Source organism: Micrococcales bacterium, from assembly GCA_016703125.1.
Taxonomy (GTDB): Bacteria; Actinomycetota; Actinomycetes; order S36-B12; family UBA10799; genus JADKAV01.
Window position 1 is genome coordinate 245,753 of record JADJCR010000003.1, and the last position, 21,450, is coordinate 267,202.

General features: G+C 69.1%; 24 protein-coding genes and 1 pseudogene. 17 read left to right on the forward strand and 8 right to left on the reverse strand.

The window, feature by feature from the left end:
- Positions 1 to 37 precede the first annotated feature (37 nt).
- Genes IPG68_05525 through nucS form a run of 3 tightly spaced genes read left to right on the forward strand, consistent with a single transcriptional unit; the run spans position 38 to position 1,988 of the window.
- Positions 38 to 883 (forward strand): 3-hydroxyacyl-CoA dehydrogenase family protein, encoded by an 846-nt coding sequence (locus IPG68_05525; protein ID MBK6762757.1) that lies wholly within the window; start codon positions 38 to 40, stop codon positions 881 to 883.
- Positions 880 to 1,317 (forward strand): hypothetical protein, encoded by a 438-nt coding sequence (locus IPG68_05530; protein ID MBK6762758.1) that lies wholly within the window; start codon positions 880 to 882, stop codon positions 1,315 to 1,317. Before IPG68_05525 ends, IPG68_05530 begins: the two co-directional genes overlap by 4 nt.
- Positions 1,317 to 1,988 carry an endonuclease NucS gene (gene nucS / locus IPG68_05535; GenBank protein MBK6762759.1) on the forward strand — a complete coding sequence of 224 codons (672 nt, stop codon included), beginning with the start codon at positions 1,317 to 1,319 and terminating at the stop codon, positions 1,986 to 1,988. The genes IPG68_05530 and nucS overlap by 1 nt, the downstream gene beginning before the upstream one ends.
- 6 nt (positions 1,989 to 1,994) lie before the next feature.
- On the opposite strand, the gene IPG68_05540 is transcribed toward nucS, so the two are convergent.
- Positions 1,995 to 2,849, reverse strand: a complete 855-nt coding sequence (locus tag IPG68_05540) for a GNAT family N-acetyltransferase (protein MBK6762760.1) — start codon at positions 2,847 to 2,849, stop codon at positions 1,995 to 1,997.
- Positions 2,850 to 2,890: 41 nt separating this feature from the next.
- Here IPG68_05540 and IPG68_05545 point away from each other — a divergent pair.
- Both IPG68_05545 and IPG68_05550 read left to right on the forward strand, forming a co-directional pair.
- Positions 2,891 to 4,564: pseudogene (locus IPG68_05545) on the forward strand (3-hydroxyacyl-CoA dehydrogenase family protein).
- Between the two features lie 28 nt (positions 4,565 to 4,592).
- Positions 4,593 to 4,841: a hypothetical protein gene (locus IPG68_05550; protein ID MBK6762761.1), complete on the forward strand. Its 249-nt coding sequence runs from the start codon at positions 4,593 to 4,595 to the stop codon at positions 4,839 to 4,841.
- On the opposite strand, the gene IPG68_05555 is transcribed toward IPG68_05550, so the two are convergent.
- Complete coding sequence (locus IPG68_05555; protein ID MBK6762762.1) at positions 4,835 to 5,242, reverse strand: OsmC family protein; 408 nt, start codon at positions 5,240 to 5,242, stop codon at positions 4,835 to 4,837. The two genes, IPG68_05550 and IPG68_05555, sit on opposite strands and share 7 nt — an antisense overlap.
- Before the next feature lie 188 nt (positions 5,243 to 5,430).
- Here IPG68_05555 and IPG68_05560 point away from each other — a divergent pair, with 188 nt between their 5' ends.
- The 9 genes from IPG68_05560 (at position 5,431) to IPG68_05600 (ending at position 13,437) form a co-directional block, all read left to right on the forward strand.
- Complete coding sequence (locus IPG68_05560; GenBank protein ID MBK6762763.1) at positions 5,431 to 6,414, forward strand: sensor domain-containing diguanylate cyclase; 984 nt, start codon at positions 5,431 to 5,433, stop codon at positions 6,412 to 6,414.
- A gap of 30 nt (positions 6,415 to 6,444) precedes the next feature.
- A complete protein-coding gene (locus tag IPG68_05565) occupies positions 6,445 to 7,689 on the forward strand; it encodes an ATP-binding cassette domain-containing protein (GenBank protein MBK6762764.1) in 1,245 nt (414 codons plus the stop codon).
- Between the two features lie 153 nt (positions 7,690 to 7,842).
- Positions 7,843 to 8,925, forward strand: a complete 1,083-nt coding sequence (locus IPG68_05570; GenBank protein MBK6762765.1) for a hypothetical protein — start codon at positions 7,843 to 7,845, stop codon at positions 8,923 to 8,925.
- 13 nt (positions 8,926 to 8,938) lie between these two features.
- Positions 8,939 to 9,673, forward strand: coding sequence for an alpha/beta fold hydrolase (locus tag IPG68_05575; GenBank protein ID MBK6762766.1), 735 nt, complete (start codon positions 8,939 to 8,941; stop codon positions 9,671 to 9,673).
- Complete coding sequence (locus tag IPG68_05580) at positions 9,670 to 10,428, forward strand: SDR family oxidoreductase (GenBank protein ID MBK6762767.1); 759 nt, start codon at positions 9,670 to 9,672, stop codon at positions 10,426 to 10,428. The genes IPG68_05575 and IPG68_05580 overlap by 4 nt, the downstream gene beginning before the upstream one ends.
- A gap of 45 nt (positions 10,429 to 10,473) precedes the next feature.
- Complete coding sequence (locus IPG68_05585) at positions 10,474 to 10,878, forward strand: hypothetical protein (protein ID MBK6762768.1); 405 nt, start codon at positions 10,474 to 10,476, stop codon at positions 10,876 to 10,878.
- On the forward strand, positions 10,875 to 11,606 hold the full coding sequence (locus IPG68_05590; GenBank protein MBK6762769.1) for an alpha/beta fold hydrolase: 732 nt from the start codon (positions 10,875 to 10,877) through the stop codon (positions 11,604 to 11,606). Before IPG68_05585 ends, IPG68_05590 begins: the two co-directional genes overlap by 4 nt.
- A 92-nt stretch (positions 11,607 to 11,698) precedes the next feature.
- Positions 11,699 to 13,348, forward strand: a complete 1,650-nt coding sequence (locus tag IPG68_05595; GenBank protein ID MBK6762770.1) for an ABC-F family ATP-binding cassette domain-containing protein — start codon at positions 11,699 to 11,701, stop codon at positions 13,346 to 13,348.
- The gene (locus tag IPG68_05600; GenBank protein ID MBK6762771.1) at positions 13,315 to 13,437 is read left to right on the forward strand and encodes a hypothetical protein; all 123 of its coding nucleotides are present in this window, start codon (positions 13,315 to 13,317) and stop codon (positions 13,435 to 13,437) included. The genes IPG68_05595 and IPG68_05600 overlap by 34 nt, the downstream gene beginning before the upstream one ends.
- Here IPG68_05600 and IPG68_05605 read toward each other — a convergent pair.
- The 4 genes from IPG68_05605 to mce all read right to left on the reverse strand — a co-directional run bounded on the left by IPG68_05605 (position 13,431) and on the right by mce (position 16,107).
- Positions 13,431 to 13,796, reverse strand: coding sequence for a VOC family protein (locus IPG68_05605; protein MBK6762772.1), 366 nt, complete (start codon positions 13,794 to 13,796; stop codon positions 13,431 to 13,433). The two genes, IPG68_05600 and IPG68_05605, sit on opposite strands and share 7 nt — an antisense overlap.
- A 62-nt stretch (positions 13,797 to 13,858) precedes the next feature.
- A complete protein-coding gene (locus IPG68_05610) occupies positions 13,859 to 14,248 on the reverse strand; it encodes a PPOX class F420-dependent oxidoreductase (GenBank protein MBK6762773.1) in 390 nt (129 codons plus the stop codon).
- The gene (gene ccrA / locus IPG68_05615; GenBank protein MBK6762774.1) at positions 14,248 to 15,582 is read right to left on the reverse strand and encodes a crotonyl-CoA carboxylase/reductase; all 1,335 of its coding nucleotides are present in this window, start codon (positions 15,580 to 15,582) and stop codon (positions 14,248 to 14,250) included. Before ccrA ends, IPG68_05610 begins: the two co-directional genes overlap by 1 nt.
- A 102-nt stretch (positions 15,583 to 15,684) precedes the next feature.
- Positions 15,685 to 16,107 (reverse strand): methylmalonyl-CoA epimerase, encoded by a 423-nt coding sequence (gene mce, locus IPG68_05620; protein ID MBK6762775.1) that lies wholly within the window; start codon positions 16,105 to 16,107, stop codon positions 15,685 to 15,687.
- 49 nt (positions 16,108 to 16,156) lie between these two features.
- On the opposite strand from mce, the gene IPG68_05625 reads away from it, so the two are divergent.
- Together IPG68_05625 and meaB are read left to right on the forward strand one after the other, a co-directional pair.
- On the forward strand, positions 16,157 to 17,341 hold the full coding sequence (locus IPG68_05625; GenBank protein ID MBK6762776.1) for an acetyl-CoA C-acetyltransferase: 1,185 nt from the start codon (positions 16,157 to 16,159) through the stop codon (positions 17,339 to 17,341).
- On the forward strand, positions 17,342 to 18,256 hold the full coding sequence (meaB, locus tag IPG68_05630) for a methylmalonyl Co-A mutase-associated GTPase MeaB (GenBank protein ID MBK6762777.1): 915 nt from the start codon (positions 17,342 to 17,344) through the stop codon (positions 18,254 to 18,256).
- On the opposite strand, the gene IPG68_05635 is transcribed toward meaB, so the two are convergent.
- Together IPG68_05635 and IPG68_05640 are read right to left on the reverse strand one after the other, a co-directional pair.
- On the reverse strand, positions 18,253 to 19,989 hold the full coding sequence (locus IPG68_05635) for a fibronectin type III domain-containing protein (protein ID MBK6762778.1): 1,737 nt from the start codon (positions 19,987 to 19,989) through the stop codon (positions 18,253 to 18,255). The genes meaB and IPG68_05635 overlap by 4 nt on opposite strands.
- A complete protein-coding gene (locus IPG68_05640; protein ID MBK6762779.1) occupies positions 19,986 to 20,357 on the reverse strand; it encodes a hypothetical protein in 372 nt (123 codons plus the stop codon). The genes IPG68_05635 and IPG68_05640 overlap by 4 nt, the downstream gene beginning before the upstream one ends.
- 226 nt (positions 20,358 to 20,583) lie before the next feature.
- Here IPG68_05640 and IPG68_05645 point away from each other — a divergent pair, with 226 nt between their 5' ends.
- Positions 20,584 to 21,444, forward strand: a complete 861-nt coding sequence (locus IPG68_05645; GenBank protein ID MBK6762780.1) for a universal stress protein — start codon at positions 20,584 to 20,586, stop codon at positions 21,442 to 21,444.
- The last annotated feature ends 6 nt before the right edge of the window (positions 21,445 to 21,450 follow it).

The window sequence follows — 21,450 nt, forward strand, 5'->3', positions numbered from 1 at the left end:
GGGCGGAGCCGCATCTGAGCGCGGTTAGCCTCGGAACATGAGAATCGCGGTGGTGGGGGCCGGCCTGATGGGCGGCGGGATTGCACAGGTTTCGGCAGTGGCGGGTCACGACGTGATCCTGCAGGACATGAGCGGGGAGTCGGTCGCACGGGGACGCGACGCCATCGCCGCGTCCCTGGAGAAGTTCGCAGACAAGGGCCGGATCACCGGCGAGCAGGCGCAGGCCGCGCTCGAACGGATCACCACTGTCACCGATCTCGATGCGGTCGGTGAGGCCGACATCGTGGTGGAGGCGGTTTTCGAGAAGTTCGAGGTCAAGGCCGAGGTGTTCCGCCGGCTCGATGCCGTCTGCAGCGACGGCACGCTCCTGGCGACCAACACCTCGGCGATCCCGATCACGTCCATCGCGGCGGTGACCAGCCGACCGGAGCAGGTCGTGGGCACGCACTTCTTCTCGCCGGTCCCGCTGATGAAGCTGTGCGAGCTCGTGCGCGGGTACAAGACCAGCGACGAGGCCATGGCGCGCGCACGGGAGTTCGCCGAGGGGGTCGGCAAGACCGTCGTGGTCGTGAACCGCGACGTCGCAGGTTTTGTCACCACGCGTCTGATCACGGCATTGGCGATGGAGGCGATCGCCCTCGTGGAGTCCGGTGTGGCCAGCGCCGAGGACGTGGACACCGCCTGCCGACTCGGTTTCGGGCACGCCATGGGTCCCCTGGAGACAGCCGACATGACCGGCGTGGACATCATCTTCAACGCCACGTCGAACATCTACGCCGACAGTCAGGACGAGAAGTTCAGCCCCCCGGAGGTGCTGCGCCGCATGGTGACCGCAGGGGACCTGGGGCGCAAATCGGGCAAGGGCTTCTACGACTACTCGTGATCTCCCGCCTCGCCGGCGTCGTCTCCGGCACGCTCACGCTCTTGGCCGTGGTCGCCGCCACCACAGCCAAGGGCTACCTGAGCACGATCGGGGAGTTCTGCTTCGTGGTGGCCGTGTCCGCCGTCGCCATGTTCGTCGCGCACTTCTGGTCGCACCTACTGGCGATCCGCCTGACCAAAGGTGTCGACCGCCGCGCCATCCTGCACGAGGCGGTGAGCAGTTCGGCCAGGCTCGTGCCGGCGGTTGTGCTCCTCGTCGTCGCTCCGCTCGCATACCTCGTCGCAGGGTCCATGGAGGTCGCGGTGACCGCGGCCATGGTGGCCCTCACCGTGGCCCTGTTCGCCTACACCTGGTTGGGGACCCGCGCCTTCATGTGGTCGTTGGGTACGGCAGCGGTCGGGCTTCTCATGACGGTGTTCAAGGTCGTGGTCTGATGCGACTGGTGGTGGCCGAGTGCCAGGTCGACTACGTCGGCCGGCTCTCCGCGCATCTGCCGATGGCGCGCAGGCTCCTGCTGATCAAGGCCGACGGGTCCGTGTCGGTGCACGCCGACGACCGCGCGTACAAGCCGCTGAACTGGATGAGCCCGCCTTGCGCGCTTGCCGAAGTCGCCGACGACGAGCACACGGTGTGGGAGGTGACCAACAAGGCGGGGGAGCGGTTGATCATCCGGATCGCCGAGATCGAGCACGAGTGGTCCGGCACCCTGGGCCAGGACCCGGGTCTGGTCAAGGACGGGGTCGAGGCGCACCTGCAGGAGTTGCTGGCCGAGCAGGTCCATGCGTTCGGCGACGGCTGGACACTCGTGCGCCGCGAGTACCCGACGGCCATCGGCCCGGTGGATCTGCTGTGCCGGGATGCCGGTGGGGCCGCTGTCGCCGTCGAGGTGAAACGTCGTGGGGACATCGATGGTGTGGAGCAACTGACCCGCTACCTGGACCTGCTCAACCGCGACCCCCTGCTGGCCCCGGTCGCCGGGGTGTTCGCCGCGCAGGAGATCAAACCGCAGGCCCGCACCTTGGCTCTCGACCGCGGGATCCGGTGTGTCGTGGTGGACTACGACGCCCTGCGCGGCTACGACGACGAGGAGTCGAGGCTGTTCTGAGCCGGATCAGTCGGCGGTGAGGTCGAGCGCCCAGTGGGTGAAGGAGCGTTCGACGGTCATGCCCATCCCGGTGTAGACGTCGAGGGCGCCGGTGTTGGAATCCGTGGACAGGCGCACATGGGGGTAACCGGAGCGCACCGCCCGGGAGCGGGCGGCGGCGATCAGGGCGCGGGCGTACCCGCGGCGCCGGTGGGTGGCGGCCACGGCCAGTTTGTCGACCCAGATCTCCTCGGACTCGATGAAGAACGCCGCTGCCACGGGCCGCCCGGCGTCGCGGATCACGACCAGGTCCTCGGGCTGGAACCCCAGGCGGTCGACCGTCGAAGTGCGCCAGCGCTGTGGCGGTACGGGCAAGCGGTCCGGATGCTCGGCGAAGGCCGTCTCGATCAGGGCCAGCACCTCGTCGTATTCCTCGGGTGCCGCGGGCGCGGCGGGACTGTCGATCGCGGCCGCCGGCGTGGCGAGGATCCATGACGTGTAGCGGGGCGTGTATCCGTGGGCGGCGAACCACTCGGCGACGTCGGTGCGGACATCGTCGATCGTCTGTCCGATGCGATCGGCACCCAGCGCCCCCGCACGCCACTGTGACCACCGCAACAACCACTGGCCGATCCCCTGACCACGGGCATCGGGGTGGACGTCAGCCCACCGCTTGCGGTTGTCCCAGAGCAGGCCCCAGCCGACGATCCGGCCGGCCTGTACGACGACCACGGCGTCGCGCTCCCGGTCGATATGGACGAGGTCGCCGACAAGATCAGCAGCCTCGAACATCACCTCACCGGAATCGGCGAGTTCGCAGGCGTTGACCAGGGAGACCACCTCGGGGACGTCCCGGTCGCCCAACGGGCGTGCGTGCCACACCCACCTATTGTCCCTGATGGGCCCTTTGCCAGACTTGGGGCATGGCAGACAAAACGGTGGCAGTCGTCGGAGTGGGCACGGTCGGATCGCAGGTGGCTCGCATGGCCGCGGACGCGGGGTGGACCGTCATCGGGATCGAGAAGGATGCTGACAGCGCCAAGGCCGCCAGTGAACGCTCGGGCCTCGAGGTCGGGACCTCACTGGCCGACGCCGCCGGTGCGGCGATCCTCATCGAATGCCTGCCCGAGAAGAAGGGCGTCAAGCACGCGGTCATCGCTGAGGTGGGCGCGCTGGCGGCCGATGATGCTGTGCTCGTCACCACGGCCACTGCACTGTCCGTCACGGACCTGGCTTTGAGTTCAGGAAGGCCCAACCGCGTGCTGGGGCTGTCCCTGCCGCACGACCCCCAGCGCACCCACGTGGAACTGGTGAGGCCGGACTTCGCCGACGGCGACGCCGTGGACGCGTTGCAGGCCTTCCTCGCCGACGTGGGCCGGGAGGCCACGGTTGTTCGTTCCAAGCCCGGCTACATCGCTGATGGTCTGCTCTTCGGCTACCTCAACCACGCCGTGACCATGTACGAGAGCGGGTACGCCAGCCGCGACGACATCGACGCCGCCATGCGCTTCGGCTGTGGCTACCCCGTAGGGGCCGTTGGCGCTGCTGGACAAGATCGGCATCGACACCGCCTACGACGTGCTCGACGCGCTGTACTCCAGCACCGGACGCCGCCTGCATGCCCCGGCCCCGATCCTCAAGCAGATGCTCGCAGCGGGACGCACCGGGGAGCAGGCAGGCATCGGGTTCTACGACCACTCCGGGGCTGCAGGCGAGGCAGGCGGCGACGCCGCCACGGCCGAGGTGCGACCAGTGGCCAGCGTCGGTGTCGTGGGCACCGGCACCATGGCCTCCGGCATTGTCGAGGTCTTCGCGAAGAACGGTTACGACGTGGTCTTCGTGGCCCGCAGCGACGAGAAGGTCGCGGGGGTGCGTGCCGCAGTGGAGAAGTCCCTGGGCAAGGCGGTCGCCAAGGGCAAGATGACCGAGCAGGCCCGCGATGAGGTCCTGGGCCGGATCACCGGCGCGACGGCCCGCGAGGCCCTGGCCGACGTCGACCTGGTGGTCGAGGCGATCGTCGAGGACCTCGACGTCAAACTCGAGCTGTTCCGCGACCTCGACCGCGTCTGCAAGCCCGGTGCGATCCTGGCGACCACCACATCGTCCTTGCCGGTGGTGGAGATGGCCGCAGTCACCAGCCGTCCGCAGGACGTGGTGGGCATGCACTTCTTCAACCCCGCGCCGATCATGAACTCGTGGAGGAGGTCAGCCCGGTGACCACCGGCGAGGACGTCACCGCCACGGTGGTGGAGTTGTGCGCCAAGATCGGCAAGCACCCCGTGAAGTGCGGCGACCGGGCCGGGTTCATCGTCAACGCCCTGCTGTTCCCGTACCTCAACGACGCCGTCCTGCTGCTGGAGTCGCACTACGCCACCACTGACGAGATCGACACGGTGATGACGAAGGGCGCTGGCTTGCCGCTGGGACCGTTCGCGCTGCTCGACGTCGTCGGCAACGACGTGTCGCTGGCCATCGAGCAGGTCCTGCACAGCGAGTTCCGGCTGCCCGAACTGGCCCCGGCTCGCCTGCTCGAGCAGATGGTCGAGGCCGGGTACCTGGGTCGCAAGACCCGCCGCGGGTTCCGCGTCTACGGCTGATCACGGGTGGCCCTCTACCCTGGAGGCCATGGCCCGCCGCAACCGACGTCGTCCGGACGCCGCACGTCCGCTGTCGCCGGGTTACGCGAGCCGGCGTGACGAGGGCGACTACATCGTCCAGAACGTGACCGGAGGTCAGGCCGGCAAGGCGTACATCTGCCCGGGCTGCAACCAGGAGATCCGCCCCGGCGTCCCGCATGTCGTGGCGTGGAACCGGCACCACGGGGCCGACGACCGCCGGCACTGGCACTCGCCGTGCTGGCGGCGGTCTCACTGAATCCGGGTGGCCACCGGCGTCGGCAGTTCGAGGCTGCGGCCCACGGTGCACAACCGGTCGTGGGACCGCTGCACGGCAACTGGCAGCACGTCGCGGGCCGCGTCACCGTCCGGACCGTCATCGAAGCGCAGGGAGAAGGTCACCGTGACGTTCTCCAGGTGGTTCCCAGTCGTCGGGTCCGACACCTTGTCCGCCTCGACGGTGATCTCGAACCGGCTGGGTTCGCTGCGCCGTGACGTGAGGTGGTCGACGTCAATGCCGGTGCACCCGCCGAGCGCTGCCAGCAGCAGCTCGACGGAGGAGAACTGATCCTCGCCCTCGCCGAAACCCAGTTCGGTGCCGGCTTCGTTCGTGGCGACGTACTGACTGAGGGCAGTCCGGGTGATGCGCACGGTCGACATGGGCAAACCCTAGTGTGACAGTGACTCACAGTGACCACGAGGTGGGAGAACAGCGGAGCGTTACGTGGGTTCCTCCCGGGGGCGGGCCCGGGATGGGGGTGGGGGCACCGCGTCAGGAATCCCTCGCCGACCGGCTTCAGGGGCGATCGGGGGCGTACCCTGTTCAGAACGTGTGACAGGAGGGCCGCGTGCGCGAAGAGGTCTATCGCACCATCCTCGAGCAGATGGAAGACGGGGGGTACTTCGTCGACCTCGACCGCCGGATCACCTTCTGGAACGCCGGCGCGGAGCGCATCACCGGATACACCGCCGACGAGGTACTGCAGCATCCCTGCTCGGAGGGGATTCTGCGTCACGTGAGCGAGGGCGGCACCCAGTTGTGTGTCAACGGGTGCCCACTGCAAGCCGTGATGCAGGACGGCAAGAGTCGCGAGGCGCGCGTCTACCTGCACCACAAGAAGGGCTACCGCGTACCCGTCGTGGTCAAGGGCAGCCCCATATTCAACGACAAGGGCGAGATCATCGGCTCGGCCGAGGTCTTCAGCCGGCGCCGAGCCACCCGGTTCGCCGAACTCACCGACCAAGAGCGCATGGACGACGCGTTCATCGACCCGTTGACGGATCTGGGCAATCGGCGCTACGGGGAGTCACAGTTGGAGTCCCTGCTCGAGGCCGCGCGTGCCCAGGACAAGGCGTTGGGCATTGTCTTCATCTACGTCGACCACTTCAAGAACGTCAACGACACGTACGGTCACCGGACCGGGGATGCGGTGCTGCGCATGGTGGGCCAGAACCTCGCGCACGGACTGCGCGGCACGGACGTGCCGATCCGTTGGGGCGGCGAGGAGTTCCTGGCCATCTTGCCCGGTGTGACGCCGGAGGCTCTGCGGTTCGTCGCCGAGCGCTTGCGGATGCTCGTCGAACACTCCTGGCTCGAGGTCGAAGGCGAGCAGTTGCGGGTGACGATCTCCGCCGGCGCGGTGATGGTCGCCGACGACGAGACGGTCGAGCAGGCTCTCGACCGCGCCGACCGGCTGATGTACGACAGCAAGCACGCCGGGCGGAACCTGGTGATCGCCGAGGATGGGCCGGTGAAGCGGCGCGAGGATGGCACCAAGCAGCTGCACATCAGTCCGCGGCCGCCCAAGCAGACCGGCCTGCGTGGCGCCTGATCAGTCGGTTGCCGGGAGTACCGTTGAGGTATGGCACCGGTCATCGACGCCCGGGGCGTCGTCAAACGGTTCGGTAGCACGGTGGCCCTGGACGGCCTGGATCTGCAGGTGCAGTCCGGCGAGGTGCACGCGTTCCTTGGTCCCAACGGCGCCGGGAAGACCACGACGTTGCGCATCCTGTTGGGAATGCTGCGCATCGACGCCGGCACCATCGCACTTCTCGGCGGGGACCCGTGGCGGGACGCGGTCGAATTGCACACGAAGGTGGCGTACGTCCCCGGCGAGGTGGATCTGTGGCCGCAGTTGACCGGTGGTGAGGTCATCGACATGCTCGGTCGGCTGCACGGCGGTTTCAACCCGGCACGGCGGGACCGCTACCTGGAGATGTTCGAACTCGACCCGACGAAGAAGTCGCGGGCGTACTCCAAGGGCAATCGGCAGAAGGTGGCACTGGTCTCGGCACTGTCCACGGACGTGCCCCTCCTGCTGCTCGATGAGCCCACATCCGGTCTGGATCCGCTCATGGACGCCCGCTTCCGGGAATGCGTCCGGGAGTTCCGTGGCAACGGCGGCACGGTGCTGCTCAGCAGCCACATCCTCAGTGAGGCCGAGGCGCTGTCGGACCGGGTGACGATCATCCGCAACGGCAAGGCGATGGAAAGCGGCACGCTGGCGCAGTTGCGACACCTGTCCCGCACGAAGGTGGTGGCCACTGTGGCGAGCATCCCCGACGGGCTGGACGCGATCCCGGGCGTGCATGAGGTGATCGCCACCGAGGGAAAGGTGACCTGCTCGGTGGACGAGGCCGGCATGGGGCCGTTGATGAGCCTGCTCGCCGGAGCCGGCCTGCACACGCTGACCAGCCAGCAGGCCAGCTTGGAGGAGGTGTTCCTGCAGCACTACCAGGACGGGCCGTCCGATGGCTGGCTGACAGGTTCGCGGGCACGCTGCCCCTCGTCCGCCTGGCCCTGCGGCGCGACCGGATCCTGCTGCCGGCATGGATCATCGGCTTCGCGGGTATGGCGGGCTTCTCCGCCTCCGCCACGACGGGGCTGTATCCCGGCGAGGCGGAACGCGTGGCCGCTGCCGAGGCCGTCAACTCCACCAGCGCGATGGTCGCGCTGTACGGCCGGATCGCCGATCCGACGTCAGTCGGGCAGCTTTCGCTGTTCAAACTCACGGCCTTCGGGGCCGCGCTCACCGGCGTCCTCATGGTCTTCATCGTCATCCGGCACACCCGCGCCGACGAGGAAGCCGGCCGCCTCGAGCTCATGACGGCGGGCAGTCTGGGCCGTCTCGCCCCGCTTGCGGCATCCCTGCTGGTGGCGACCGGGGCCAGCCTGTTGCTGGGCATGATCAGTGCGCTGGCGCTCATCGGTGCCGGACTGGCCGTGGCGGGTTCGTTCGCCTTCGGCCTTCGGATGGGCGATGACCGGCGTCGCATTCGCAGCGGTGGCCGGCATCTGTGCGCAGGTCACCACCGGCGCCCGTGCGGCGCGCGGTCTGGCCCTGCTCCTGGTGGCGCTGGCGTACGCCGTGCGTGCCGTCGGTGACCTCTCCGAAGGCACGTGGCTGTCGTGGCTCTCACCGATCGGCTGGATGCAGCAGGTGCGCGCCTATGCCGGGGACCGGTGGTGGGTGCTCCTGCTCCCGGTGGCGCTGACCCTGGTGTGCGCACCGGTCGCGTTCTGGTTGCGGGACCGCCGAGACGTGGGAGCCGGTCTCATCACCGACCGTCCCGGACCGGCCACAGGCAGCATCTCCGGGGTCTTCGGGCTGGCCTGGCGGCTGCAGCGCGGGACCCTGGCGAGCTGGTGTGCCGGGTTCGCCGCCTTCGGACTGCTCCTGGGCTCGATCTCCGACTCCGTCACGGGATTCCTGGACTCCCCGCAGGCACGGCAGTTCCTCGAGCAACTCGGTGGTACGCAGGCGCTGGCTGACGCGTTCCTGGCCACGGAGTTGAGTTTCGCGGGGATCATCGTGGCGGCCTATGGCATTGCGGCAGCATCGCGCCTGCACTCCGAGGAAGTCGAAGGCCACCTCGAGCTCCTGCTGGCCACGCCCACCTCCCGGGTCCGGTGGATGCTCAGCCACGCCGTTGTCGCCCTGGTGGGTGTGGCGGTCATCCTGCTCGTCGGTGGCCTGGCGATGGGCATCGGGAACGCCATCGCCCTGGGCGAGGCCGACCGTGCCGGCGCGCTGCTGGCGGCCTCCCTGGCGCGCGTGCCAGCGGCGTGGGTCATCACCGGTGTCCTGCTCCTGGTGTTCGGGTGGTTGCCACGCCTGGTGCCGGTGGTGTGGGGCGTGTTCGTCGCCGCCCTGGTGATCGGGGAGTTCGGACCGCTGTGGGATCTGCCGCAGTGGCTCATGGATACCTCCCCGTTCGTGCACTCGCCGCGCCTGCCGGCCGTCGATGCCACGCTGTCCGGATTGATGCCCCTGACCGTCGTGGCCGCCGCGCTGGTTGCGCTGGGTGTCGTGGGATGGCGCCGCCGGGATCTGCACGGCTGACTAGGCTGCAAGGGTGGAGCGGATTGCTGCGAACTCGGTGCTGCCCGCCCTCCGCGAGCCACTGACCCTGGTCACGGGCGACGGCCTGCACCTGGTGGGCGAGTTGGCGCTGCCCGCGGAGCCACCCGCCGCCACGATCGTGTGCGTGCATCCGCTGCCCACACACGGCGGCATGATGGATTCGCACCTGTTCCGCAAGGCCGCGTGGCGACTTCCCGCACTGGCCGGTCTGGCGGTCCTGCGGTTCAACACGCGAGGGACCACAAGTGCGGCGGGAACCTCCGAGGGGCAGTTCGACGCCGGCACCGCCGAGGGCCTGGACCTTGCGGCTGCGGTGGATCTCGCGGCTGCTCGCGACCTGCCCGACATCTGGTTGGTCGGGTGGAGTTTCGGCACGGACGTCGTGCTGCGCCACGGCCTGCTGCCGCGGGTGCGGGGGGCGATCCTGCTCAGCCCGCCGATGCGGTACGCGACCGACGACGACCTTGACCGCTGGGCGCAGGACGGCCGCCCGCTGACGGTCCTCGTCCCAGAGTTCGACGACTTCCTGCCGCCATCGCTGGCACAACCACGGTTCGACCGCGTGCCGCAGGCGCGGTTCACCGCAGTCGCTGGGGCGAAGCACCTGTGGGTCGGGGAGAAGTACGCCTCGATCGTCCTCGATCAGATCACCGCGACCACGACCGGTCGTGCGACGCCTTTGCCGTCCGAATGGGACGGCCCGATGAGTAAGTGGAGCGACCTATGAGCCAGTTGCAGGGCAAGAAAGCCATCGTCACCGGGGCGTCCCGGGGGATCGGCCACGAGATCGCGCTGGAGTTCGCGCGCCAGGGTGCCGACGTCGCGGTCATCGCCCGCAGCACCGACCTGCTGGAACAACTCGCCGCGCAGATCGGGGACCTCGGGTGCACGGCCGTGGTGCGCGCTGCCGACGTCACCGATGCCGAGCAGATCGGTGCGGCGATCCGGGGCGCGGTCGACGAGTTGGGCGGTTTGGACATCGTGGTGAACAACGCGGGCGGGAACAGCTTCTCGGCGCCGCTGGTAGGGATGCGGTTCAGCGGTTGGCAGAAGACCCAGCGGTTGAACGTCGAATCCGCGGTGCATGTCCTGCAGACCGCCGCACCCATCCTGCTGGAGCAGAAGTCCGGCTCGGTGGTCAACCTGGCGAGTGTGGCCGGGATCGTCGGGGCGCCCCTGATGAGTCACTATGGGGCCGCGAAAGCCGCGATCATCTCCTTGACCCGCAGCCTGGCGGTGGAGTGGGCGTGGGCAGGGGTCCGCGTGAACACCCTGCTCCCCGGATGGATCGAGACCGACCTGACCCAGTTCCTGCGGGATGCGCCCGACGGGGGTGCCGGCGCACTGGCGAGGGTCCCGATGCAGCGGTGGGGGACGACCGCCGAGATCGCCGCCGGGGCCGTCTTCCTGGCCTCGGATGCCTCATCCTTCATGACCGGCCAGGAACTCGTGCTCGACGGCGGCTTGACAGTGATGCCGTGAGCCGGCGACTTGCCTGCAACCACAGCCATCGGAAAGGGTGGAGTCATGGGTAACCGAATCGACACGTTGCGCTCAGGCCTGGAGACCGTCCAGGAGGCTCTGGCCAGCGTGGACCACGTAGTGAAGAACGCCGACACCGCGCTGACGGACACCGACGGCGTGTTGGGCAAGGCCGATGACGCGCTGGAACTGGCCGCCCGTGGTCTGGAGAAGGGCAGGCGCTACCTGCCGAAGGTCGCGCTGGGCCTGGCGGTGGTGGGGGTGGGGATAGCCGCGGCCGTGGTGGTCCGCAGGACCCGCCTGGGGCGGGCAGCGGCGAAGGAACAGGTGCTCGAACAGCGAGAAGAGCCTGCGGCGCCCGTCAGCGTGCAGGATCTGGCTGAGGACTCCGGCACCGACGCCAGTGACCTCGCGGACGCCGCCGACGCCGTGGACGGCGAACGCGGATGACCCAGGTCGTCCTGCTGCACGCTTTTCCAGTCAACCGGCATCTCTGGGACGCCCAGGTCGAGTACCTCACGAAGGTCGGCTTCAAGGTCACGGCGCCGGATCTGGGCGGCTTCGGGGATTCCCGGGCGCCGCAGGACCCGACGATCTCGGCCATGGCCGAGCAGGCACTGTCGCACGTGAGCCGACCGGCGGTCTTCGTGGGCCTGTCCATGGGCGGGTACCTGCTCATGGAGATCCTCCGGCAGGCACCGGAGGTCGTCACGGGTGCCGTCTTCATGGACACGAAGGCCACCGCCGACCCCGACGAGGGCCGGACGCAGCGCCTGGCCGTGGCGCAGGCGGTGCAGGAAGCCGGTCACACGCGTGACCTGGCCGAGACGATGTTGCCGCACCTGCTCGGCGCCACCACCCGGGCGCAACGCCCCGAAGTGGTCGACCGGGTCCGGACGTGGATCGAGAACGCCCCGGTGGAGGCGGTGGTCAGCGCCCAGCACGCGATGGCTGGCCGACCGGACTCGGTGCCCACGCTGCGCACGTACGAGGGCCCGGCGCTGGTGGTGTGGGGGTCTGAGGACACGATCTCCCCGCCGGCCGACCAGAAGGTGTTCCTGTCGGCGATGCCGCAGGCAGTGGGCCGGGAGATCCCAGCCGCTGGGCACTTGAGCGCGGTGGAGACCCCCGACGATGTCAACGACGTGCTGCTCGAGGCCCTGACCGACTGGAGTTAGGCAGGCGGCCCGGTGGTGCACCGTGGGTCACGCGTCGACGCGCTGGGGTGGCCGCGCTCGGCGCGTGAGCGCCCACACCTAGGCTGGGAGGCGTGCCTGCGCTGGTCGTCACCGATGCCGTGACCGTGCGTCGGGGCACGGCCACGATCCTCGACGAGGTGTCCCTGGGACCGTCCGACGGGGATCGTGTCGGGGTGGTCGGGCGCAATGGTGCGGGGAAGTCGACGCTGCTTCGGACGCTGGCCGGGGACGGCCTCCCCGATGCGGGGCGGGTCACCTTCAGTGGCGGTTGCCGGGTGCGGCTGGTCACCCAGCACGACGTCCTGTCCGGTGAGACGGTCCGTGACGTTGTGGTCGGGTCGGGACCCGAACACGAATGGGCCGCTGATCCGCGGGTCCGGACGATCGTCAACGGGCTGCTTGAACCGTCGTGGATGGAGCGGCCCACATCGGCACTCAGCGGTGGGCAGTCGCGCAGGGTGGCCCTTGCGGCGGCACTCGTGGCGCTGCCCGATGTGCTGTTGCTCGACGAACCGACCAATCACCTCGACCTCGCCGCGATCGGCTGGCTGGCCGACCACCTGAACACCTGGCCAGGCACCCGGCGTGCGCTGGTCGTGGTGACGCACGACCGGTGGTTCCTCGACGCGGTCACCACCCGGACCTGGGAGGTGGGTGGGGGAGCAGTGGACCAGTACGACGGAGGCTACGCCGCCTACGTGCTGGCCAAGGCCGAGCGCGACCTGCAACGGCAGGCGCAGGAGTCGCGCCGCCGCAACCTGTTGCGCAAGGAGTTGGCGTGGCTGCGTCGCGGCCCGCCTGCGCGTACGTCGAAGCCCAAGTTCCGCCAGGATGCGGCACTGGCCCTCATCGAGGATGAACCACCGCCGCGCGACCGGCTGGCTCTGCAGCGGGTGGCCATGAGCCGCCTCGGCAAGGATGTTCTGGATCTCGAGGACGTCGGGGCTGGTCCCGCGCCCGGAGCCGACCCGGTCCTGCGCCACCTCACGTGGGGGATCGGGCCGGGCGACCGGGTGGGGGTGCTCGGGCCCAATGGTGCGGGCAAGACGACCTTGTTGCGGGTCCTGTCGGGCCAGTTGCCGCTGAGCGCGGGGCAGCGCCGGGAGGGCAAGACCGTACGCACCGCGGTGGTGGACCAGCGGCTCCCGGCCGTGGATGCCGACGCCCGTGTGCTGCCATGGCTGCAGGAGGTGGGCCAGCACATCGTCGTGGCCAGTGGCGAGGACCTGACCCCATCGCAGTTGCTCGAGCAGTTCGGCTTCACCGGTGATGCCGCCTGGAAGCGGCTCGGCGACCTGTCCGGCGGCGAACTGCGGCGTCTGCACCTGCTGCGGACGTTCCTGTCAGGGGCGAACGTGATCATGCTCGACGAGCCGACCAACGATCTGGACACCGAGACGCTGACGGTGCTCGAGGACGTGCTGGACGGGTGGTCCGGCAGCCTCGTGGTGGTCTCCCACGACCGGTATTCCTGGAACGGGTCTGCGACGACGTCTGGGCGCTGGCCGACGGGCAGGTGCGGCACCTGCCCGGAGGGGTGGACGAGTACCCTGCGACACCGGCGCCGCCAGCGCGTGAGCCGGAGCGCCCCCGCGGTGGCGACACCCGGGCAGCCCGTAGAGAACTGGCCCGCATCGAACGCGAAATGGGCAAGGCGCAGACCCGGATCGACGACATCCATGCGCGCATGGCGGAGGCCGCCACCGATGGGGAGGCGCTGATCGGGCTAGGGCGCGACCTCAGTGCCGCACAGGTCGACCTCGAAGCCCTCGAGGAGCGCTGGCTGGCGGCGGCGGAAGCCGCTCAGTGACTTCCGGCCTGGTTGGGGAGCTCCCACAGTTCGATGGGCAAGCCCTCAGGGTCGTGCACGCGCACGAAACGTCCGTACTCTGCCTCCCACTCAGGTCGACGCTCGACGGCAATCCCGGCGGCTTCGAACCGGTTCACCACGTCGTCCAAGTCAGTGACCCGGAGATTGAGCATGAACGGCTGGTCATCCGGGAAGTAGTCACTGTCGGCGGCGAACGGGGCGAACACGGTCATCCCACTGTCCTGGTGCCACATGGCATCCGCGCCGGCTTCGATGCCGAGGTACTCGCGGTACCACGCGACCCTGGATTGCGGATCGCGACTACGGAAGAACAGTCCACCGATTCCCGTGACAGCCATGCCCGCAATCTAGTTCGTCCCAGCCGCAGCGCCAATGGGTCGGCCTGGCTGCATGGTCCCGGCTAGCGGCTGACCACCTTGTCCGCGATGAGCCGCACGACGACGCGCACGTTGTCGGTGCCGTCGTCGGCGGGGTAGCGCTCCCAGCCCTGGTAGGCGCGGGCGAACTCGTCGATCAGTTCCCGACCACCCTCGTGGGTCATCTCGACGTGCCCGCGGACCTCCACGTAGGAGTACGGGTTGTCCGCGTCGTACACCAGCACGGTGCATCGCGGGTCACGCGCCAGGTTGCGGTGCTTGCGGCGGCCTTCGACCGTGGAGATGAGCAGGTCGTCCCCGTCGCGCTTGTACCAGACGACACTGCTCTGCGGCTGGCCGTCGGGCTCGATGCTGGTGATGACGGCGAACTGCTTGGGCTTGTCGAGCAGGTGGACCGCCTTCTCCTCGAACATCAGGTGTTGCGGAACCGGTTGATCTGGGGCTCGAACTTCGCGCGCTTCTCTGCGTCGCGCACGCCCAGGCCCTCCTCCGGGGACAGGCACCGCACGCCGACCTTGCCCTGGTGCTGGTTGCGGTGCACCTCGTAGGCGGCCTGCCCGGTCTGCTCCAGCGGGAAGCTCTTGCTCAAGGTCGGGTGGATCATGCCCTTGTCGATGAGCCGATTGGCCTCGAAGGACTCCTTGTAGTTGGCGAAGTGGGAGCCGACGATGCGCTTGAGGTTCATCCAGAGGTAGCGGTTGTCGTACTCATGCATATAGCCCGACGTCGAGGCGCAGGTGACGATGGTGCCACCCTTCTTCGTCACGTAGACGCTGGCGCCGAAGGTCTCGCGGCCGGGGTGCTCGTAGACGATGTCGACGTCCTCACCGCCGGTGAGTTCCCGGATCTTCTTGCCCAGGCGCTGCCACTCCTTGGGGTTCTGGGTGTGCTCGTCCTTCCAGAACTGGTAGCCCTCGGCGTTGCGGTCGATGATGTACTCCGCACCCATGGCGCGGCAGATCGCCGCCTTCTCCGGGCTGGAGACGACGCACACCGGGATGGCCCCGCCATTGAGCGCGTACTGGGTGGCGTAGGAACCCAGGCCACCGGAAGCGCCCCAGATGAGCACCACGTCGCCCTGCTTCATGCCCGCGCCGTTGCGCGACACCAACTGGCGGTACGCGGTGGAGTTCACGAGCCCGGGAGCGGCGGCCTCCTCCCACGTGAGGTGGTTGGGCTTGGGCATCAGCTGGTTGGACTTGACCAGTGCGATCTCGGCCAGGCCGCCGAAGTTGGTCTCGAAGCCCCAGATCCGCTGCTCCGGGTCGAGCATGGTGTCGTTGTGGCCGGCCGGGTGCTCCAATTCGACCGACAGGCAGTGCGCGACGACCTCGTCGCCGGACTTCCAGGCGTTCACCCCCGGGCCGGTGCGCAGCACGACGCCGGAGAGGTCCGAGCCGATGATGTGGTAGGGCAGGTCGTGGCGCTTGGCCAGCGGGTGGGAGCGGCCGTAGCGCTCGAGGAAGCCGAACGTGGGCATCGGCTCGAAGATCGAGGTCCACACGGTGTTGTAGTTGATCGAGGACGCCATCACGGCCACCAGTGCCTCGCCCGGGCCGAGTTCAGGCACGGGAACGTCATCGAGGTGCAGCGACTTGCGGGGGTCCTTATCCCTGGTCGGCAGATCGGCGAACATGCCCACGTCATCCTTGTGGACGGTGATCGCGCGGTAGGACTCCGGAATCTCGATGGACGCGAACTCTTCGGCAGGGGCGTCGTTGAGGATGGCGTCGAGGATCTTCTGCATCGCTGCTCCCATTCGTGAACCTACTTGCACGTTAATAGGTCACTCCTCGCAACCGTCACCAGGGTGGGACCCCGTGGATCCCACCCGGAAATCGTGCCTGGGTCAGTGGCCTTCGCCCGGTTCCACCAGTTCGATGAGCACCCCGCCGCAGTCTTTGGGGTGGGCGAAGTTGACCCGCGATCCCGCGGTGCCCCGCTTGGGCGCTTCGTAGAGCATCCGCACCCCGGCGGCGCGCAACTCGTCGGCTGCCACCTCGATGTCGCTGACCCGGTAGGCCACCTGCTGGATGCCCTCACCGTTGCGTGCGAGGAACTTGCCGATGGGGGAGTCCTCAGACAGGGGCGCGAGCAACTGGATGCACGAGCCACTGTCCCCGACGGCCATCATGGCCTCGCGGACACCCTGCTCCTCGTTCACCTCCTCGTGCACCAGTTGCATGCCGAAAGCGTCCTGGTAGAAGGCGATGGCCTGGTCCAGATCCTGAACAGCCAGTCCTACGTGGTCGATCGCAGTCACAAAACCCATGGCGTTATCGTGGCACTAAGTGTCTACCCACGGACTCAGGAGGTCTGGCATGGCCGGAAACGTGATTGTTGCCGGAGCACGCACCCCGATGGGGCGCCTGCTCGGATCGTTGAAGGGACTCTCGGCCGCTGACCTCGGCGGGTTCGCGATTAAGGCCGCGCTGGAGCGGTCCGGGGTGTCGGCGGCCCAGGTCGACTACGTGATCATGGGTCACGTCCTGCAGGCCGGCGCCGGTCAGATCACCGCGCGTCAGGCGGCCGTCAAGGCCGGGATCGGCATGGATGTGCCCGCCCTGACCATCAACAAGGTGTGCCTCTCCGGTATCGACGCCATCGCGCTGGCCGACCAGCTCGTGCGCGCAGGGGAGTTCGAGATCGTCGTGGCCGGTGGCATGGAGTCGATGACGAACGCACCCCACCTGCTCGTGGGCTCCCGCGAGGGTGTGAAGTACGGCGACTGGAAGGCCATCGACTCGATGGCGTTCGACGGTCTGACGTGTGCGTTCGACCAGTGCGCCATGGGTGAGTCCACGGAGTCCTACAACTCCAAGTACAGCAGCCTGACCCGCGAGCGGCAGGACGCGTTCTCCGCGCGCAGCCACCAATTGGCGGCGATCGCGGAGAAGAACGGTGCGTTCGCCGAGGAGATCGTGCCGATCGAGATCCCGCAGCGCAAGGGTGACCCCGTCGTTTTCAGCATCGATGAGGGTGTGCGTCCCGACACCACGGCCGAGAGCCTGGGCAAGTTGCGCCCGGCATTCGCCAAGGACGGCACGATCACCGCGGGCAACGCCTCGCAGATCTCCGACGGCGCAGCAGCCGTCGTGGTGATGTCCAAGGCGAAGGCCGAGGAACTGGGCCTCACGTGGTTGGCCGAGATCGGCGCCCACGGCGTGGTGGCCGGCCCCGACGCCTCGCTGCACCTGCAGCCCGCCCAGGCGATCAAGGCGGCATGCGAGAAGGACGGCATCACGCCGGCCGATCTCGACCTGCTGGAGATCAACGAAGCCTTCGCGGCCGTCGGCCTGGCCTCCACCGACGAACTCGGGGTCTCCGAGGACATCGTCAACGTCAACGGCGGTGCCATCGCGTTGGGCCACCCTCTGGGGATGTCGGGAGCCCGGATCGTGCTCTCGCTGGCGCTGGAACTCAAACGCCGTGGCGGCGGGGTCGGCGCAGCGGCCCTGTGCGGTGGTGGCGGACAGGGCGACGCCCTCATCGTCCGCGTTCCGTAAGTGCAGCTGGTCGATCGGGCACGCGCGGGGGACCCCCGCGCGATCGCCCGGTTGCTCAGCATCGTGGAGAGCGCCTCGCCGCAGTTGCGTGAGGTGAGCGCGGAGTTGATGCGCCACCAGGGCCACTCCCATGTCATCGGGCTCACGGGAGCGCCGGGGGTGGGGAAGTCCACCACCACCTCGGCCTTGATCGCGGCGTACCGTCAGGCGGGCCATCGGGTGGCGGTACTTGCCGTCGACCCCAGTTCGCCGTACTCCGGCGGTGCGGTCCTCGGCGACCGCGTGCGCATGCAGGCCCATGCCACCGATCCCGATGTCTTCATCCGCTCGATGGCCTCGCGCGGCCACCTCGGTGGTCTGGCTGCCGCGGCGCCGCAGGCCTTGCGGGTGCTCGACGCCTGTGGGTTCGACGTGGTGCTCGTCGAGACCGTAGGGGTGGGGCAGTCAGAGGTGGAGGTCGTGGGTCAGACCGACACCGTCCTCGTCCTGCTCGCCCCCGGGATGGGCGACGGGGTGCAGACAGCCAAAGCCGGCATCCTGGAGATCGCCGACGTGTTCGTCGTGAACAAGGCCGACCGCGATGGCGTGGCGCACACCACCCGTGATCTGCGCGCGATGCTTGCTCTCGGGCCGCCGGGGCCGGATGGGTGGGTCCCGCCGATCATCACCACGGTGGCCACCCGGGAGCAAGGCATCGAGGATGTGATCGCGGCGATCGAGAGCCACCGGCAGTGGGCGCGGACCTCGGGGGATCTGCGGGAGCGCAGGCTGCAGCGCATCCAGCGCGAGATCGAAGCGGTCGCCGCAGACCTGGTCAAAGAGCGTCTGGGTAACGCCCGCGACCTCGCCGAACGCGTGCTCGTCGGCGAACTGGACCCCTACCTCGCCTCGCAGTTGCTCATCGAGAGCCTCTAGCGCACTGCGCGGGTCGTCACCGGGCTGGTGCCGCCCCGGCCCACGGCCTTCACCTGGACCGCTGTGACCCCCGGTGTGTCCGCGAACCGGGCTCGTGGTGCGCGCACAACTGCCCAGGTGCCCACCCCGCCGTTGCGTTGGCGCAGTCGGACCCAGTACACACGCGCGCGGCGGGCGGGCCGCCAGGACACAGTGAGGGCGTCGCGGGAGGATCGCACCTGCAGCCCCGCCACAGCAGGGGGCGCGGCTTGTCCGGCCAAGGGCTCGATCGGCAGCGAACCGGGAGAGGTCAGACCGACCCCGGCCCGGTTCTCCGCGCGCACCGTGACGCTGTAGGCGGTACCCGGCCGCAGGTGGGTAATGGTGCACCGCCGCGCCGACCTCGCCGCACAGGTGTTGCCGCCGGGCCACGCAGTGGCCACATAGCGGGTCACCGGTCGCCCTCCGTCGTCCAAAGGTGCACGCCAGCGGATCTGCAGTGCCGATGCCTTGGCCGCCGCACGGACGTTGCGTGGGGCGCCGGGCGTGCCGTGGGGTCGCACGAAGCGGTCGGCCGTGGCCGCAGCACTCGAGCCGGTCGATGCCCGCGCGATCACCGTGACCGTGTACGCGCGACCGTTGCGCAGGCCGTCGATGGTGCAGGCCAACTGCTCGGTGGAACAGCTCTTGCCGCCTGGCGTGGCGGTGGCCACGTACTCCCGGATCCCGTCGCTGGGGGAGGGCGACCAGGTGACGGCCAGAGCCCGGTCCGCGGACGTGACCCTGACATCGCCCGGTGGTCGGGGTGCGGGTCCGGAGGCCATCACGAATGTCTCGCCGGTGACGGCGGGCGAACCCGATCCGATGCGGTTGGTCGCCACCACGGAGAACGTGTAGTCCTGGCCGTTGGACAGCCCGGTCACCGTGCATGTGAGGGCGGTCGTGGCGCACGCCGCGCCACCTGGGGAGGCGGTGACGGTGTAGCCGGTGATCGGGGCGCCGCCGTCGTCTGCCGGGGGTGACCACGCCACGACGGCTTGATGGTCACCAGGGGTCGCGCGGGCCTCCCGCGGCGCCCCCGGTGCGGATCGCAGCGTGAGGTCGCGGAACGTGGGGGATTGCAGGTCGACCAGGGCAGCAGCGGTGTCATTGCCGTCTGGGGTGGTCAGGGAGTACCTGCCGCGGGGCAGTTGCAGCGTGTACGCGCCCTGAGCGTCAGTGGTCGTGCGTGGGGCGAAGGTCGTCTCGCCGTCGCGGGTGGCGACCACAGGTGCGCCGGATACCCCTGATCCGCCACGTGTGCGCACGGTGCCGGACAGCGTGAGCGACTGCTCGACTTCCGCGGTGAGGATGTGCAGGTCGCACAGCGCCGTGTCCGCTGGGTTGCAGCCGGGGGCGTTGCCGAAGTGCACGATCGCGGCGGTGTCCTGCGAGTACTGACGGGGCCAGTACTGGGTGGCGAATCCCGGGCGCTCCACCCGCAACCGGTAGCGGCCGAAGGGCAGGCTCACGGCGTGGTAGTACGCCGATGTCGACGGGTCGCCGTACGCAGGGACCGGGTAGACCAGCCCGGAGTCGACGTTCTCAGCGGTCACCAGGGCGCCCGCCAGTGGCCCTGATCCCCCGCCGGTGTAGCGGGCGGTGAGGCTCAGCCCCAGGGTCCCGGTGCTGACGGCGTGCGCGGGGGCGGGTAGGACCAGCGCGGTGACTGCCACCAGCAGGGGCAGGAGCAGGCGACGCAGGTTCTGGCTCATGTGGGGTCCAATGCGGTGTTCGGGGAAGCGGGATTCGGGGGCTGCTCGGGGCCGACCACGGTGAGGTCACCGGACGATGCCGGGTCGTCGGCCGCCGCAGGGGTGCCCGGCGACTGGGCCCGGGTGCTGGTGAACGGTGTGGCTGCCGCCGTGGGAGCGGCCGACGCCGTGGCAGGGGTGGCCTGCCGGCGTTCGGCCAAGCGGGCGGCAGCGGCGAAGTCAGCGCGGACGCGGTGCAGCACCGCCGTCGTGTGGTCGTCCGGTCGGCGGGCTGCGAGATCGGCCAGTCCCATGACATCGATGCTGCCGGTGACCGGCGTTGCCTGGAAGGGATCATCGGCAGTCTGTGGACGAAGCTCCAACGTCATCCACACCCCCGCGCCGGCCACCACGACGCAGGCGGCCAGAAGGGCCCAGTTGGGACCACGCCGCCGCGGTGGTGGCGGCTCTTGGCCCAGAATCCGGATCCTGGCACTGGCTGGGCGCGCCGAGGAGGCACCTGGGTGTGCGAATGTCATGGTGCCCCCCGGCAGCGACAGATGGCTTTCAGAACTGTAACCCCGTGGTTATGGTGGGCCTGCGGGAGGTGTGGATATGGCGGTGGTTGTCGGTTACGACGGGTCGGATGTCTCCAAGCACGCAGTGGCGTTCGCCGCCCAAGAGGCCCAGATCCGGCGGCTACCGCTGCAGGTGATCACCGCGTGGGATCAGCCGATGGTCGACCTGGGGATGGGTGCCGGCTCGGTGGTCGACCCCGACCTCTCGCAGGTGATCGAGAACCGGGCCGGTGAAGTGGCGACGGAGGGTGCCGACCTCGCGCGCCCGGCCGGCGGGGAGGTCACCACGACTGTGGTCCCCGGCCCTGCCGCAGCGGCCCTGGTGCAACTGAGCCAAAGCGCGGACGTGGTCGTCGTGGGGTCGCACCGGCGCCAGATGATGGCCGATCTGCTGCTTGGCGGAGTCTCCCGGCAGGTGGCCACCCACGCCTCCTGCCCGGTCATCGTGGTGCGCGGCCGAGCGGACGCCCACCAGCGCGTGGCGGTGGGGATCGATGGCTCGGAGGGTGCCCGCCGCGCGCTGGACTTCGCGTTCGACGAGGCGAGCCGCCGGGGCTGGGAGCTTCGGGTTGTGCACGCCTGGGATGTCGCTGTGATCGGCTTCGACGTCGACGCCTCCACGTATCCGCCCGGCGGCATCCTCGACGATGTCCGCGATGTGGAGACCCGCTTGAGTGCCGAGGTGCTCGCCGGCCACACTGCGCGGTACCCCGAAGTCCATGTGCAGATCCGCGTGGAGCGGGGCAGCGCGGCCAGGGTGCTGGTGGACGCCGCGAGTGACTGCGACCTGCTGGTGTGCGGCTCCCGCGGCCGCGGAGGCTTCTCCGCACTCCTGTTGGGATCGGTCAGTCACAAGGTGCTTCACCACTGCCCGTCCAGCGTGGCGATCGTGCCCTGACGCGAC